14 protein-coding genes are annotated in these 15795 nt (G+C 57.4%); 5 read left to right on the forward strand and 9 right to left on the reverse strand.

The window, feature by feature from the left end; translation table 11 throughout:
- Positions 1–57: 57 nt before the first annotated feature.
- Together LJ360_RS14215 and LJ360_RS14220 are read left to right on the forward strand one after the other, a co-directional pair.
- Entirely contained in the window at positions 58–2244 is a 2187-nt protein-coding gene (locus LJ360_RS14215; RefSeq protein ID WP_264994382.1) for an ATP-binding protein, read from the forward strand.
- Positions 2241–2906, forward strand: a complete 666-nt coding sequence (locus LJ360_RS14220; RefSeq protein ID WP_264994383.1) for a response regulator — start codon at positions 2241–2243, stop codon at positions 2904–2906. The genes LJ360_RS14215 and LJ360_RS14220 overlap by 4 nt, the downstream gene beginning before the upstream one ends.
- A gap of 89 nt (positions 2907–2995) precedes the next feature.
- On the opposite strand, the gene LJ360_RS14225 is transcribed toward LJ360_RS14220, so the two are convergent.
- Positions 2996–4279, reverse strand: coding sequence for a UDP-N-acetylglucosamine 1-carboxyvinyltransferase (locus tag LJ360_RS14225; RefSeq protein WP_264994384.1), 1284 nt, complete (start codon positions 4277–4279; stop codon positions 2996–2998).
- 178 nt (positions 4280–4457) lie between these two features.
- A complete protein-coding gene (cysQ, locus tag LJ360_RS14230) occupies positions 4458–5228 on the reverse strand; it encodes a 3'(2'),5'-bisphosphate nucleotidase CysQ (RefSeq protein WP_264994386.1) in 771 nt (256 codons plus the stop codon).
- Between the two features lie 147 nt (positions 5229–5375).
- Between cysQ and LJ360_RS14235 the strand changes: the two genes are divergently transcribed.
- The 3 genes from LJ360_RS14235 to LJ360_RS14245 all read left to right on the forward strand — a co-directional run bounded on the left by LJ360_RS14235 (position 5376) and on the right by LJ360_RS14245 (position 8576).
- Positions 5376–6737 carry an MBL fold metallo-hydrolase gene (locus tag LJ360_RS14235; RefSeq protein WP_264994387.1) on the forward strand — a complete coding sequence of 454 codons (1362 nt, stop codon included), beginning with the start codon at positions 5376–5378 and terminating at the stop codon, positions 6735–6737.
- Between the two features lie 166 nt (positions 6738–6903).
- Positions 6904–7551 (forward strand): c-type cytochrome, encoded by a 648-nt coding sequence (locus LJ360_RS14240; protein WP_091852292.1) that lies wholly within the window; start codon positions 6904–6906, stop codon positions 7549–7551.
- Positions 7552–7565: 14 nt separating this feature from the next.
- On the forward strand, positions 7566–8576 hold the full coding sequence (locus LJ360_RS14245; RefSeq protein WP_264994389.1) for a c-type cytochrome: 1011 nt from the start codon (positions 7566–7568) through the stop codon (positions 8574–8576).
- Positions 8577–8648: 72 nt separating this feature from the next.
- On the opposite strand, the gene LJ360_RS14250 is transcribed toward LJ360_RS14245, so the two are convergent.
- The 7 genes from LJ360_RS14250 to LJ360_RS14280 all read right to left on the reverse strand — a co-directional run bounded on the left by LJ360_RS14250 (position 8649) and on the right by LJ360_RS14280 (position 15618).
- A complete protein-coding gene (locus tag LJ360_RS14250; protein ID WP_264994390.1) occupies positions 8649–9965 on the reverse strand; it encodes a hypothetical protein in 1317 nt (438 codons plus the stop codon).
- Between the two features lie 192 nt (positions 9966–10157).
- The gene (locus LJ360_RS14255; RefSeq protein ID WP_091852300.1) at positions 10158–11045 is read right to left on the reverse strand and encodes a crotonase/enoyl-CoA hydratase family protein; all 888 of its coding nucleotides are present in this window, start codon (positions 11043–11045) and stop codon (positions 10158–10160) included.
- Between the two features lie 196 nt (positions 11046–11241).
- Positions 11242–11685, reverse strand: coding sequence for a pilin (locus LJ360_RS14260; RefSeq protein ID WP_320108769.1), 444 nt, complete (start codon positions 11683–11685; stop codon positions 11242–11244).
- Positions 11686–11805: 120 nt separating this feature from the next.
- Entirely contained in the window at positions 11806–12111 is a 306-nt protein-coding gene (locus LJ360_RS14270; RefSeq protein ID WP_264994391.1) for a BrnA antitoxin family protein, read from the reverse strand.
- Positions 12095–12310 carry a BrnT family toxin gene (locus tag LJ360_RS20065; RefSeq protein WP_413774369.1) on the reverse strand — a complete coding sequence of 72 codons (216 nt, stop codon included), beginning with the start codon at positions 12308–12310 and terminating at the stop codon, positions 12095–12097. Before LJ360_RS20065 ends, LJ360_RS14270 begins: the two co-directional genes overlap by 17 nt.
- 585 nt (positions 12311–12895) lie before the next feature.
- Positions 12896–14422, reverse strand: coding sequence for an O-antigen ligase family protein (locus LJ360_RS14275; RefSeq protein WP_264994392.1), 1527 nt, complete (start codon positions 14420–14422; stop codon positions 12896–12898).
- A 104-nt stretch (positions 14423–14526) separates the two neighbouring features.
- Positions 14527–15618 carry an IS630 family transposase gene (locus LJ360_RS14280; RefSeq protein WP_264994393.1) on the reverse strand — a complete coding sequence of 364 codons (1092 nt, stop codon included), beginning with the start codon at positions 15616–15618 and terminating at the stop codon, positions 14527–14529.
- Positions 15619–15795 lie beyond the last annotated feature (177 nt).

Consider the following 15795-nt stretch of genomic DNA (forward strand, 5'->3'; position numbering starts at 1 on the left):
GACTATTAATGGCGAGACCTGCCCGATAATTCCAAACTCAAAAGGACTTGTCCGCTTATGCCCAAGCAATGGGCACCCTCCCGAATCCTTTCTGCGGGTCTGATTGCCGGACTCGGTTTGCTGTTAATGGCGATTTACCTTGCCAGCAGCCTGCCGTATCTGGGCATCCGGACGGCGCCCGGCCAGGACGGGGTTCTCGTCACCTCGGTCAGTGCTAGCTCTCCGCTGGCCGGTATTGTCGCAGCGGGCGATGAGCTCCTGGCCATCGGCAACAGGCATGGCGAGTTTCGCCTGGAACCACCGGATGGTATGAGGGAGCCGGATGACAGCAGCCATTTCGATGCCTACAACCGGTTCTTCGAGCGGCAGGCCCGGATCTGGCCGTTGCTTGAGACCGAAAGGCTCTCTCTCCGGGTACAGAGAGGCGGAAGCCCGGCGCTGCTGGAATACGAGCCCGAGTGGGTAACCATCACCATCGCACCAGCCACCCACCCATCAGAGCTTCCAGCCAGCTTCTGGTACCAGGTGATTTGTGGCCTGCTGATCTTCTGGATGGGCATTGCGGCCTGGGCGTTCGCCCAGAACGAGCGTGGTCCCTTTTTCTATGCCCTCGCGGGCTTTGCGATGGCGATTGCCATCACCACCAGCGCTGTGTATACCACCCGTGCACTGGCTTTGCCGGCTGACCTGTTCCTCGGCCTCTCCCGCGTTAATCAGCTTGGCGCCATGTTGTTTGCCGGGGCGGGGACCACCTTGTTGTGGTATTACCCGACACGCATCAGCCCTTTTCGGTTCGAGTGGCTGATGGTTCTGCTGGTCGGCCTGATCCTGGCGGCCAATTGGGGGCAATGGATGTCCAGCCTGGACTTCATTGCCCGGGTAACGCTGCTTGGCTGGGCCACGGCGGACATTGTGCTTGCCGTGACTCAGTGGCGGCGTACCCGCCGGGAGCCGGTGGCCCGGGCCCGGCTTAAATGGTTCGTTTACGCGTGGTTCAGCGGCGTGATTGCCTATATGTCGCTGGTGGTTGCCCCACAGCTGATCGGCCTGCCCTCAGTGCTTCACCAGCAGTATGCCTGGGGCTTCTTCGTTTTGACCTACCTCGGCATTGCGCTGGGTATTGTCCGTTATCGCCTGTTTGACCTGGACCGGTGGATACTGATGGCCTGGTTCTGGTTTGCCTGCGGCATCCTGATCCTGCTGTTTGATGGCATCTTCCTGGTCTGGCTCAACCTTCAGCAGGACCTGAGCCTGGTTATGAGCCTGATTGTCGTAGGCTGGATTTACTTTCCGTTGCGCCAATTGTTGCTTTCAAAACTGCAGCCCTCATCGCGCCGCAAGGACCTGTGGAACCAGCTTTCGTCGATGATCAGCCATGCCTTTGACGCCCACCATAATCCGGACCAGCAATGGCAGGAAGCGCTGCAGACCTCCTTCGCTCCCCTGAAGCTCAGCAAGAGCCGGACGCCGGCGAGCCAGGCGGAGATCGTGAACGATGGCCTGCGCCTTCGTGTACCCATGCTTGACCAACAATCCAGCCTGGTGCTGAGTTACGCCAACCAGGGGCACCGCCTGTTTGACCGGGAAGACCTTCAGTTTACCACCCAGGCCCTGGACCTTTTCCGCTATGCCCAACATTACCGGGACTCGTTCCGCCAGGGCGTCCAGACCGAGAGGAAACGTGTGGCGCGGGACCTCCACGATGATGTGGGTGCACGCCTGCTTTCCATCGTCTACCGCACGCAGGACTCAGACCTTCGTAACTTGGCCCGGGAATCCCTGCATGAGCTTAGGGATGTGATTCAGGGCCTGCAGAAGCAGACGGTACACCTGGACGTAAGCTTCGAGCGATGGCGAAACGAAGCCCGAAAACGGTGCGAGCTGTTTGGTGTCGACCTGGACATGACCCTGTCTCCCGAGGCCGCCACCATGGATTTCACCAGCCGCGCGGATCGCAACCTCACCAGCATTATCCGGGAGATTCTCAGCAATTCCCTGCGGCACGCACAGGCGTCACACATTGAACTCAGACTTCACCGTGAAGAGGACCAACTGGTTCTTATGGCGCGGGACGATGGCATCGGTTGGCCCCGTGATATGACAGAGACCTCTATGGGGATAGGTATCCACAGTATCAGCGAGCGGTGTGCCGAACTGCATGGGAGCATGGCGCTTTTCTGCCCAATCCAGGGTGGTGCCGGCATCTGTTGCCTGATACCAGAAAGTGCAGAGGAGGCAAAATGACGAAGGTTCTAATCGTGGAGGACCTGAGGGATGCTCAAAAGTGGTTACAGGAAGCCGCACTGCTGGCCTTTCCTTCAGCCCAGGTCAACTGCTGCACAACCCTCAGGAGGGCACTGCTCTGGATCACGGAGAATACGCCGGATATCTGCCTGGTCGACCTGAAACTGCCGGATGGCACCGGGGTTAACTTCATTGAGGCTTGTCGCACGCGGCACCCGGCATGCTACCAGGTGGTCACCACCATCTATGACGACGACATCCACCTGATGCCGGCATTGCAGGCAGGTGCGAGTGGTTACCTGCTAAAGGATGAACCCCAGACGGCCATCGCCGGCGCGCTCCGCTCCGTGGTAACGGATGGAGCGCCCCCCCTGTCGCCGCTGATTGCTCGCCGGATGCTGGAGCACTACCGCCAGCGGCCACTACCCGGCGAGCCCGTTAACGGCCTGGAAGCAGAGGGGCAGGAATCCCTCAGCCCCAGGGAACAGCAAACCCTGACCCTCATTGCGGAAGGCCACACGATTGCCAGGGCGGCGGACCTGATGGGCGTCAGCTATCACACGGCGGCCCGACATGTGAAAAACGTCTACGGCAAGCTGGGCATCAACAGCCGGGCCGAGGCGGTACGTGAGGCAATTCGCATCGGGTTGTACTCTCCCTGAAGCCCCCCTGCCCCCTTCATAACTGACAGAACCGACCAGCCCATTGCAGGCAACCACACTGTGACCATCCCGGCGGGCGCCGGCCCGGGTCAACTCTCCCGCACCCGCGCCCCCAGGCTGCGCAACTTGGCCGCGAAATCCACATACCCCCTGGATATCTGCCAGGCGTCCGTAATAGTGGTTTCGCCATCTGCCGTCAGCCCGCACAGCGCCAGCGCTGCCCCTGCCCGCAGGTCCAGGGCCTTGACGGTGGCACCGTAGAGGCCACCGCCATTACCGTGGATGCGCAGCATGTCGCCGGTAACTTCGTAGTGCAGCCCCATTTTGGCCATTTCCTCAGCATAGCCGTAACGACCCGGGAAGCGCAGGTCGACGATGCGGGACTCTCCCCGGGCCTTCGCCCCCCAGGCGGCGAGGATGGGCTGTACGTCGGAGTTGATACCGGGGTGGGGGCCAGTGCTGATTTCGATGGGGTAGCAGCAGCCACCTCGCACGATCAGTGAGTTGTCACCCTGGTACAGTTTGGCGCCGGCGGCCCGGAGGTGGGCGAGTACCACTTCCAGATCGCCGTAGGGGAAGTCTTCGATTTCGATGTCACCTTCCGTGATCACCGCGGCGGCCAGCCAGGTGACCGCTTCCATGTTGTCCGGGATCACCCGGTGCTCGGTGCCGTTGAGGCCTTCCACTCCGGTGACTTCGATATGCTCCTGGCCGAATACCCGGATTTGTGCGCCCATACCCCTCAGCAGGGCAATCAGGTCGAGGATTTCCGGGCGGATATGGGGGTTCCAGATGCGGGTGACGCCCCGTGCCAGGGTGCCGGCGATCACGGCGTTTTCGGTGGCGCCGGTTGAGCGCAGGGGCAGATGGATATCTGTGCCTTTCAGACCATCCGGGGCGCTGGCACAGAGGTAGTCGCCGTCTTCCCAGACCTTTGCGCCAAGCTTTTCCAGCAGCATGACATGCAGGTCGTACTTGCGCTCTCCAAGCTTGCAGCCACCGGGTAAGGGTACGGCCGCCTCGCCGGTGCGGGCTGTCAGCGCCCCGAGAATCAGCAGGGTATTGCGGATGGACCGACCATCCCATTCCAGACGCTGGCTGAGGGGGTCGTTCTCGGCGATGGTGATGGTGTCATCGCCAGCCTGTACGGTGGTTTTACCCAGGGCTTCCAGCATTTCCACGTGGATGCGGGCATCCAGCAGGCCGGCCGGGTAGTTGGTCAGGGTAACGTTGCCGTCGGTCAGCAGGCTGGCCGCCAGCAGGCGCAACGCGGAGTTCTTGGCGCCGCTGACCTTGACCAGCCCTTCGAGATGCCCACGGGAAATACTGAGGGTGTTGAATGCTTCCACGGTTACCTTCCTGGTTTGGATCATGGGGTGTGGTCCCATGCTTGGCTTCATGCCCCGACTGCCTGGCTGGGGTGGTTTTAACTCCACTCTCCCCTGATGGGAGAGGGGTGGGGGAGAGGGAGGCGGCGAGTTTTGGGGGTGAAGTCACCCCCTCTCCCTAACCCTCTCCCGCCGGGGGAGAGGGGACTAAGACAGTGGAAACTCAGGCGTTGTACCAGGCGCCCGATGCAACAAAATAAGGATTCAGCACATCTTCCTTTCCGTACGCCAGCGGCGTGCCATCGAGCTGGGTGACCTTGCCACCAGCAGCGACCAACACGGCGTGGGCCGCGCCGGTGTCCCATTCGCAGGTGGGGCCGAGGCGCGGGTAGATATCGGCCTGGCCTTCCGCAATGCGGCAGAACTTGAGGCTGCTGCCCGCCTGGACCAACTCGTGGTCGCCCAGTTGTTCGATAAAGGCACGGGTTTCTTCATTCATGTGATTCTTGCTGGCCACGGCGCGAACCGCTTTGGGCGGGTTGGCCACTTCCAGCTTGCGGGTGCTGCCGTCCGCTTCGCGCTTCCAGGCGCCCTGCCCCTTGATGCCCCAGTAGGCTTCTTCGAGCGCCGGGGCAGTAACCACGCCCATGACGGGCTCGCCGTTTTCGATCAGGGCGATATTAACGGTGAATTCGCCAGTACGGTTGGTGAAGTCCTTGGTACCATCAATGGGGTCCACCAGCCAGAAGCGGGTCCACCCTTTACGCTCATCCCAGGGAGCGTTGGCGGATTCTTCGGACAGGATGGGAATATCCGGGGTCAACGCCTTGAGGCCGTCCACGATCACGTGGTGGCTGGCGATATCGGCGGCGGTAATCGGGCTATTGTCGTCCTTGGTCTGCACCTCGAAATCGGTCTGGTAGATTTCCATGACCTTGCGGCTTGCGGTGTCGGCGATCTCGAGGACTTTGTCCAGCAGGGATTGGTGGTTCATTGAGATTCCTGATTTGTTGAAGCGTTTATCGGCAAGGCAATGAGTTTATCAGCCCGGAGGAAGCGACTCACATCTTTGCACCAGATCAATGCTCGCTGACAAGCTATGCTCCATAGTGACAACACAACTCTCCATAAGGATACCCGGATGAAATTACAGTTCCTTGGCGGCACAGGCACGGTTACCGGCTCACGCTATCTGCTTAGCGATGACAAGCATCGTATGCTGGTGGATTGTGGCATGTATCAGGGCGTAAAGACGTTACGACGTCGTAACTGGGCGCCCTTCCCCGTGGAGCCCCATACCATCGATGCGGTGGTGCTGACCCATGCCCACATCGACCACACCGGTTATCTGCCGGCGCTGGTGAAGAATGGCTTCAAGGGCAAGATCTACTGCACCAAGGCGACCCATGAGTTGTGCAAGGTGCTGCTGCCGGATGCGGGCTACCTGCAGGAAGAAGACGCCAAGTACGCCTTCCGCAAGAAGTTCTCGAAGCACGAACATCCCGAGCCCCTGTTCACCGAAAAAGATGCCTACGAGGCCCTGAAGCAGTTCGAGTCATTGCACTACCACGAGGAATTCGAACCGGTGAAGGGCTTCCATGTGACCTTCACGCCAGCCGGGCACATCCTGGGCTCTTCCTGCGTGCATGTACGTCACGCTGGCCACGACCGCACAGTGGTCTTCAGCGGCGATGTGGGCCGGCAGAACGATGTCATTATGCGGCCGCCGGAGCCGATCCAGAAAGCGGATGTACTGGTGTGTGAGTCCACCTACGGTGACCGCCTGCACGGGGAAATCGACCCGGAGGAAGAGCTGACCGACATTATCACCACCACTGCAGCCCGTGGTGGCGTGGTGCTCATGCCGGCATTCGCCGTGGGTCGTGCCCAGATGCTGCTGTACCTGGTGCACAAGCTGATGGCTCAGGGCAAGATACCCAAGCTGCCGGTGTACCTGAACAGCCCCATGGCCATCCGCGCCACGGAGATTTTTTGCCGGCACCACAAGGAACACCGGCTGAACCAGGCCCAGTGCGAACTGATCGACGATAACACCCACTTCGTGCGCACTGTGGAAGAGTCCATCGAACTGACCACGAAGAAATTCCCCGCCATCATTATCTCCGCCAGCGGCATGGCCAGCGGCGGCCGGGTACTGCACCACCTGAAAATGCTGCTGCCCAATCCACGTAACAGCATTATCTTTGCCGGCTTCCAGGCACCAGGCACCCGGGGTGATGCCATGGTGAACGGTGTTGAATCGATCAAAATCCACGGCGAATACTGGCCGGTTAAGGCGGAAATCCACAACCTGGATTCGCTTTCTGCCCACGGTGACTACGCCGAGATCCTCGAGTGGCTGGGCCAGGGCCAGCTGACGCCGGAGAAGGTCTACATCACCCACGGCGAGATGTTGGCCGCGGACGTTATGCGCAAACGGGTGCATGAACGGTTCGGCTGGGATTGCGAGACGCCGGAGTTGTTTCAGGAAGTGGAGATCTGAAGGCGTGTGCCGGTCAGATCCCTGATTGGCACTGGCACACCGGGAGGCACCACTCATGAGCGCGGGCTATTATTGATAACTATCAAATAAACGCCATGTTGGCCTGCAATCGCCCGAGCCATGGCCCACACTGTTAGCGATACATACTGACGAGAGGGAACTGACCGTGAAGCTCTTACCTATCACCCTGATTGCCATAGGTGCCGCCGCCCTGCCCGGCTGGGCCTTTGCCGCCACTGACGGCGACCCCCAGAAGGGCAAGGAAGCTGCTGTGGTATGCGTTGCCTGCCACCAGGCTGATGGCACCGGCAAGAACAACCCCAATGGCGAATCCTGGCCGCAACTGGCCGGGCTGGACGCTGCCTACCTCGCCAAGCAGTTGAGCGACTACAAGTCCGGGCAACGTGAAAACGCCACCATGAAGCCCTTTGCCAACATGCTGTCGGAGCAACAGGTTGCCGATGTGGCCGCCTACTACAGCCAGCTGACGCCCAGCCAGGGCCAGGGTGGCGAGAATGCGGACGAAGCCACGCTGGCTCGTGGCGAAATGCTCGCACAACGTGGCGACTGGGCGGACTACATTGTCTCCTGCAAGAGCTGCCACGGACCGGGCAACCAGGGTGCTGGCGAGGCTTTCCCGGGCATTGCCGGCCAGCATGCCGGTTATATCGAGGCCCAGCTCAAAGCCTGGCAGGCAGGCACCCGCAAGAACGACCCGCAGGACCTGATGGGCACCATTGCGCGGCGCATGAGTGATGAGGACATCCGTGCAGTAGCCGCCTGGTTGTCCACCCAGCCCCCGCAGTCCAACTGAGAGGAGATAAAGCCATGAAACCGACGTTCGCCATCACAGCACTGGCCGGCTCTCTCCTGCTTGCCGGGGGAGTAGCGGCCAACGAGCGCACTGAAGACTACCTGAACACGCTGACCGAACTGGGCTATCCGGCGCCCAAAGAGAACCAGCTGGTGCATATTCCACCCACCATGCAGGACCTGGAAGCGTCCGACATGCACCCGGAGCTGAAACGGGTGATCCGTCGTGGCTATGACCTGTTTACCGATACCCAGCAACTTCGCGGCGAGAACGTGTTCAACGATATGAACTGCTCCAGCTGCCACCTGGGCGAAGGCCGCATGCCGTTCAGTGCTCCGGTGTGGCCCGCTGCGGTCACCCTGCCCAACTTCCGGGGCAAGAACGGCCACGTCAACAACCTGGAAGAGCGCATCGCCGGCTGTTTCACCTATTCCATGAATGGCAAGCCACCGGAGTATGGCAGTGACAACATGCTGGCCCTGGCCGCCTATCTCCAGTGGCTGGCCAAGGGTGTTGAGATGTATCCGGAGAAGCCCATTTACGGCCGCGGCTTCCCGGCCCCGGAACGCCCGGAAGAGCTGAGCTACGCCAATGGTGAAAAGCTTTACCAGGAGCAATGCGCCGTCTGTCACAGTGAAAACGGTGAAGGCCTGCAGGTGGATGGCAAGACGGTATTCCCCGCACCCTGGGGCGACGGCTCCAACAACTGGGGCGCTGGCATTGTGCGGGTGTTTACGGCAGCCGGCTTTATCAAGAACAACATGCCGCTGGGTCAGCCCCTGTCACTGAGTGACCAGGAAGCCTGGGACATTGCCTATTACATCAGCAACCAGGAACGACCCCAGGACCCCCGTTACACCGGTGATGTAAAGGAAACCCTGGAAAAATATGGCCCCACCTTCCACAAGCACTCGCTTTACGGACAGGCCAGCGAAGCCACCGGCGAGACCCTTGGGGATCACGACAACACGGGTGAGAAAGACTTCCTGAAGCCGGATACCGTGCGGCCCAGGACGTTCGAGTAACAGGGCCGGATGGGTAAAGGCCTCCATAACGGAGGCCTTTAACTGCTACCAAAACCCGGATCAGTGCAGCAGTCAGAGCCTGGCAAACTCCAGGTACTTGCTTGCTGCCTGTTTCTTTTCATCCTGGCTATTCAGTAGTTCAAGGCGCAGCCTGTCGATAATACGGAAATAGTCTTTCAGGGGAGAGTCTTTCTCCCCCTCGTCCTTTGCCCGCTCTATAAAGGCCTGCTGTTTCTCGCGAATCTCATTCAGCTTTACCAGTGCCTTCTGGATGGCCTCAACCCTTGCGTCAGCTCGCCCGTCCCCGGCTTGCTGCCCATCCGCTCCAGTAACACCCAGCGACGTCGACACTGGCGGGGCCTGCTCGGTATTCTGCTCGGCCAGGTCCAACTCTTCCAGCGTACGAACCTCTCCGCCTGTCGTGAGATAGATGCCCGACGCCTTGATCTGCCCAAGCGGCACACCCTGCGGATTGGTCAGGGTGAAGCGGTCTTCCACGCTATCCACATACAGCGCCTGCACACCGACCTCCGCCAGGGATCTCAGTTGCTGGTCGCCCTCCGCTGTTTGCACCCAGACGGAAAGGGACTGGAAGACGTCGTCATTGGCATCAATCCAGCGGTTACCATCATCATCGTAGCTGGCCAGTTCACTGAAACCGGAACCAGACTGTGGGCCGAACAGCTCAGAGCCGTTATCCACCTTGCCATTACCATTACGGTCAAACACCAGGTAGCCACTACCGCTTCCCAGCGACGCGTACTCACCGGTTTCACCGTTTCCGGTCAGGTCGAACTCGAACAGGGTGTCGTTCAAACGGGCTGTGGACGCGCCGAAGTTGATCACCAAGGGGTCCGTGAGCGGACGCTCCCGGATCTGCACCAACTCCGAGTATTCGTAAGTCCGGGATTGCGACTGCCGCAGTGACAAGGTGAAGTCGACCGTTTGTCCATTATCCAGGGTGATACTGCCGGTGGACGCGAAACTGCGACTCTCGCTCTCCGAATAGAACAGGTACTGGCCTGCTGTCACCGTTAACTCGCCCCTCGCCTCGGCTCCAGCGCCCTCACCAAAGGCCGCCCGGCTGACGTTAAGTGCCTGCTGACCCAACAGGAACAGCTCCGAAGATTTTCCCACCAGTTCCGCGCTGTTGAACGATGCATTTTGACCATTACCGCTGACCTGGGACGTGCTGCCAAATGCCAGCTGCTCCTGGCTGCTGTACCGATAGGCCGCCTGGCGGAACAGGGACAACTCCGTGCCACTGGCCTGCTGCCCACTTTGCAAGGGGCCCGGGAGGCGCTGATTGATTCGTAGCTGGCTGGTGTCCAGCATCGAAACCTGGCGGGTACTGTTTGATGTGAGAGAAATCTGGCTGGATGAAATCACGGTGAGCTGGCCTCTTATAACCTGTGTTGGTTATCGGCAGTACCGGTGATTTCTTGAGTAATTTATGTGTCAGCCGGGGGGAGCTTTAAAGCCGCCAACCCGGCGAGCGTCCGGCCTGATCAAGCCAGGAGCCTGCCAGTATCCCGTTGGCAGACTCCCGGACTTTAACACTGACCTACAGCAACCAGGCGCTTATTCAAACACCGGCTCTTCCCACCAGGGGAAGAACTCCGGCATGTCAGTGGAAACCTTGTTGGGGAATTCGGCCGGGCGTTTTTCCAGGAAGGAAGTAACGCCTTCGTGGGCATCGGCAGACTCGCCACGGGCCTGGATGGAGCGGCTATCGATACGATGAGCGTACATGGGATGCGGTGCGGCAGACATGCGCCACATCATCTGCCGGGCCAGGGCTACGGAGACAGGCGCTGTATTGTCTGCGATTTCCCGGGCCAGTTCGTAGGCTGCCGGCAATAGTTCGTCTGGCTCGTGCACGGACCTGACCAGGCCATGCTTGAGGGCTTCATCCGCGCCGAAGATGCGCCCCGTCATAGTCCATTCCACGGCGGTCTGCATGCCGACCAGGCGGGGCAGGAACCAGGATGACGCAGCCTCTGGCGTAATACCCCGGCGTACAAACACAAAGCCAAAACGGGCCGTCGTGGAAGCCATACGGAAATCCATGGGCAGCTGCATGGTCGCGCCGATACCTACTGCCGGCCCGTTGATAGCACCTATAACTGGTTTCAGGCTCTGGTAGATACGCAGTGTATTGGTGCCACCGCCATCGCGATACACATCCCCTACCCGCAGGGACTCCCGGGACAAGTTGCCAGACTGTGCCTTGCGGTCAAAGGTGCCACCGCCCGACGACAAATCCGCCCCGGCACAGAAGGCACGGCCAGCACCGGTGATGACCACCACCCGGACATTATCATCGGCGTCCGTTTCATCGAACAACGCCAGCAGTTCCTCACGCATCTTGGCGTTGTAGGCGTTGAGCTTTTCCGGGCGGTTCAGGGTGATGGTGGCAATGCCGTCTTTGACTTCATATTGGGTTGTTTCGAGTTCTGGTAAGGCCATGATTCCTCCGGGCTGTTTTAAAGTTCATGCAGGTTATGCATACCATGCACCGGATACAAATTCGTATTACTTATTCGGTAGAATTCACGGGGAGAATAATATGGTCTCGTCGTTATCAACCATTATTGCCGACTGAACGGATAGTCCCGGGACACAGAAAAGCGGTCTGTCGGGAATACCATGATCCGACCGGGCGTTACAGCCTGCATCCCGGCGGAAGGTAGCTATCTTGCCACCCCGACAGGTTGGCCGAGTTGTCTATCACGCACTCCCAGCTTCCCGCTGTGCTTCGCTGAAACGTGATCAATATCCCTGACACTCTGGGGTGAGCATTGCCCCCCAGCGTCACTTGTAGCTGCCCTGATCCGTCAGCATTCAAGGTGGCGATATCGGTTGCACTGGTGCCGGTGGTGATGTTGGAAGGTATGTAGCCGATCGCTGTGTTGGTGACGGGCTTGCTTCCACCAACTGCATCCTCGATGGCTGTACGATACTGGCCTAGTTCGCCCACCGCCCGGGAAACATGGGTCTTGGCGACGTAGCCCTGATAGAGAGGGATTGAAATCGTGGCAAGGATACCGAGTATCGCCACCACAATCATGAGTTCGATAAGGGTGAAACCTTTATTGGTTTGAACCATGTGGTACTGCCTTGTGAGCTGTTTAAGAACCAGGATGGTTCAAGCTCAGCAAACCCCAGGCCAAAATGGTGGGCGCTCTGAATCTTCGTAAAACTCGATGCGTTTCGCAGTACCGCGCGGCTATCCTAACCGCTCAATATCGGCCCGGGCATGAGTGTTCAGGTACTCCTGCAATGCCTTATCCATTCGTGTTTGCCACCCACTACCCGTCGCGCGGAACTCGGCGACTACTTCCGGCGACAGGCGGATCGTAATCCGTTCCTTGGTCACCGCAGCCTTGGGCCGCCCGACTGGACGAAGCTCCTCAAGCTCCTGATCCGTCAGCTCACGGGTGTCAGGATCAGAAGCAATTCCGGCATTGATATCAGCCTCTTCTTCGTCAGAAGGGAGTTCAAATACCCGACCTAACCTAGATTTTGGTTGCATAGAGCTTCACCTCTCGTCGATTGGCCTTGCGGAAGCTTATGATCCTGCGTGTGGCGCCTCGCGAGACGAAGATAACACAATAGACACGTGATCCGATCGGCGCATAGCCAACCATCCGCCGCTCACCATACTCCCTCCGGCCATCCTCTTTCGCCCACAGCCACTCCCACTCAAGCAGCCGTGCGCCTGCCAAAGACACACCGTGTTTTTCGGTGTTGATGGCATCCTTCCCTGGATCAAATTCGATTTCCCTGACAATTACTGTACATACAATAAATGGTGATGTACATCATCCTCAAGCCTGAAAATCTCGCAGGGTGACGAATCAATCCGCAGAAGCGCGGCCACATCCCCGAACAACGGCCCCCTATCCTTCACCGCCTTGAGATTGATGCCGACGCATGGCTAACCGAAGCCACGGAGTTCGAGGCCCGCTACCAGGAAAACCGGCGGGCCCACCTGGATCGACGACGATCGGCAGCCTGAACCAGACCACCCCATCCTCCTAACACCAAACTGGCACCAAGCCAGGGCCCGCACCCGCCTCAATATCGGCCTACTACGCCTATTTCTCACAAAACTGCCTGTTCCATCTGCCAATCGACGAGGCTAGGAGGAATTTGAACTTATTTGGTGGGAGGTTTGCCAGTGACTTCTGATTCTTCTCTATCGAGTGCCTGTCTATTGTGGGGGGGAGCTTTAGCTTTTGGGCAGCCAGCAGCAAGTGCCTATCCATAGTCAGGCCACTATATCGAGGGCTTGCCAACTCCAGTGCACCCACTCGCTACTCATTTTGAGGCATGGTCGAGGGGTGCCGGGGGAAATTACCATGGAACCAAAAGCGGGGCAGTTTCCGAAGCTGGACATGCTCATCATAATACGCGAGGTCCGCCACCATTGCCCTATGGTACCGGAACACCTCCTCAAGCCATAAGACTCCAACTAATGTGACCGAGAGCATCAGCAAGAACGCTATGGTCCTCCCGGCACGTTTCAATGATACATTTGAGGCGACTGATAGAGGTTCATAGCCAGTGCTCACGATCGCCCAGAAAACAGAAAGTACAAGATAGCCCACAAGCATAGAAGCTGGTGCCAAGAACACTGCAGAAACACCGGCATGCGTTAGTGCAGCGATAACGGAGGCGGTTACTCCAACCAAGCCAGCCGAGAGGGAGTCAAACTCTCCTGCTATAATTCTCCTGCGCTGTCGCAAGAGCCTACTGAATCCCACGACTACGGGAAGAGCCATAGCTCCGACCGTCAACCAACCATACTCAGCGGCCCACATAAGATACATATTGTGGGGATGCCCAAATCTTTTTGAAGTCTGATAGCTATCAGTGATGACTTCATGGGTGAGCCACGAATGCGACCCCATGCCAAAAGGAAAAGTATGCAAGCTCATCGCCCATGCTTCTTCCCAAAGTGGCCAGCGCCCGGACACGCCGGACCCTATACTTCTAACTTGTAATTCCTCAAACACGAAAGAGGGTATAACTATCGACAGGAATAACCAAGCTATCAAGCCAAAACCTAAATGTTTGAGAAACACCTTCAACCAAGGAAGGCAGCTTCCCCTAAACATCAATGCCACCATAACTATGGCGACGACCATGGCCGCAAGAGTTCCCCGGGAAGAGGATAGAAATACTATCCACCACCAAAGCGCTCCGGCCACTATTACCCCCACCCCCCACAGGCGACTCTTTTTTAATGGGCCTATCAAGGTTGCCAACGGCAATAACGGAATCACCCAGGTTGCAATATGGCTCCAGTATCGGATATTTACGTACCCCCAGGGAATCACCTTGTCCAGATTCGAAAAATTGTCAGCTATGGCAAACATATAAACGGTTAGCGACATCGCACCGTAAAAAAAGCAGAACACGGTCACGATTAGTATCAAGCTATTAAGCACCTGCCCCACTCTTTTCGCTTTAACTAAACAGGCACCCGTAAATCCAAATGCGTTGAAAAAAAGAGCGTAGAAGATTGGCTCTACAGTACCGAAATCGCCAGAAGAATAGTAAGCAATTAATCCAAGACAAAGAGTTATGAGCACAAAAGGCCAAATTAAGAGCCAAGTCAGGCCAGGTTCCCCTACGATGACGAGATAGGCCAGGCACCCAACAACACTCGTCCAAGTCACGAAGCATAACAGGAGGCGACGGTCCGCATATCCGCCCAAAAAGACAGGCAAGAAATCTATAAACATCGCATAAATAAGGACAAATGCAATAATAATACTCACTACCCAAGTCGAGTATTTGTTAAAGAAATTCGTAGTGACCTGACGTTCCACACTCATTTCTAGAATGCTCCTGCCCGAGGTTTGACTGAATGAGTGAAAACTGGTCTTAGCATTGAATATGCTTTATTAAATAAAAAAAGGGGCCCTAGTGTCCCGTTCGGTTAATTCGCGCGCTTATTGTCAATTAAGCTCAGCTTTGCCCGCGCCACTGATGTCATAATAGCTTCGGCGCTTTTATGCCACCGGAATGGCTTGGCCAGTTTTTCGTTGTGGACCTTGATGTACTTTTTAATAGCTGACTTCAACTCACCAACGCTGGTGAAAATGCCTCGATAAAGCGCGCGCCGTTCCAGTTGGCCAAACCACCCCTCAACGGCGTTCAGCCACGATGCGCTCGTAGGCGTGAAATGGAGTTTGAAGCGAGGGTGCTTGGCCAGCCAGGTTTTGACCTCCGAGGTCTTGTGAGTCGAGCTGTTATCCAGAATCACGTGCAGATCCAGATCGTTCGGGGTTTCTCGGTCGATCTGTCGCAAAAAATCCAGAAACTCCTTGGCACGATGGCGTTGAGTAACACGACCAATAACCTCGCCCGTCAAAATGTTAAAAGCTGCGTACAGGCTGGTCGTGCCATGGCGCTTATAATCGTGTGTATGACGCTCAATTTGTCCTGGCCTGAGCTGTAACTTTGGCTGTGTCCGGTCGAGCGCCTGAATCTGTGTCTTTTCATCAACAGACAGAACCAGCGCATTATCCGGAGGATTCAGATAAAGACCTACGACGTCACACACTTTCTCAGCGAAGTTCGGGTCGTTGCTGATTTTGAACGTTTTGAGCCGGTGCGGCTTTAAGTCAGCCGCTTTCCAGATCTGGCGCACTTGCCAGCGCGTCACTCCGGCATGTTTCGCCATGAGGCTGAGACTCCAGTGTGTGGCTTCTCTCGGGACCTTATGGACTGTGTCTTCTAAAATCTTTTTGACAGTTTTGTTGTCCAGCTTTCGAGGCTGCCCCGGTCGCGGCGCATCATAAAGCCCTTCAAGACCTTGCTCGCTATAACGCTTGCGCCATTTGAAGACCGTTTGAGTGCTCACCTGAAGCGAGTCTGCAATCCCTTGAGGCGTCTCGCCTTCATTCAGTAACAGAAGGATCCTGGCGCGTTGAGCCAGATGCTGACTCAGAGTGCTTGTTCGGCACCAGCCTTCAAGTTCCAGTTGATCGTTAACGGTCAGATTAAACGGGGCTGCTGGCTTGGGCACAATGGGAACCTATTTTTACTGATCGATAGCCTCATTATAACCAATATGAGTCAGCGAATTAACCGAACGGCACACTAGGGAGGCTGTGTAAAAACTCGATTTACATAGCTTCTGAGCAGGCCCACAAAATGCCTCGGACATCGTCCGGGGCATTTTTGCTTTCAATCAGCATATATT

Origin of the sequence: Marinobacter sp. AN1, assembly GCF_026013985.1 — a bacterium.
Classification (GTDB): Bacteria; Pseudomonadota; Gammaproteobacteria; order Pseudomonadales; family Oleiphilaceae; genus Marinobacter; species Marinobacter segnicrescens.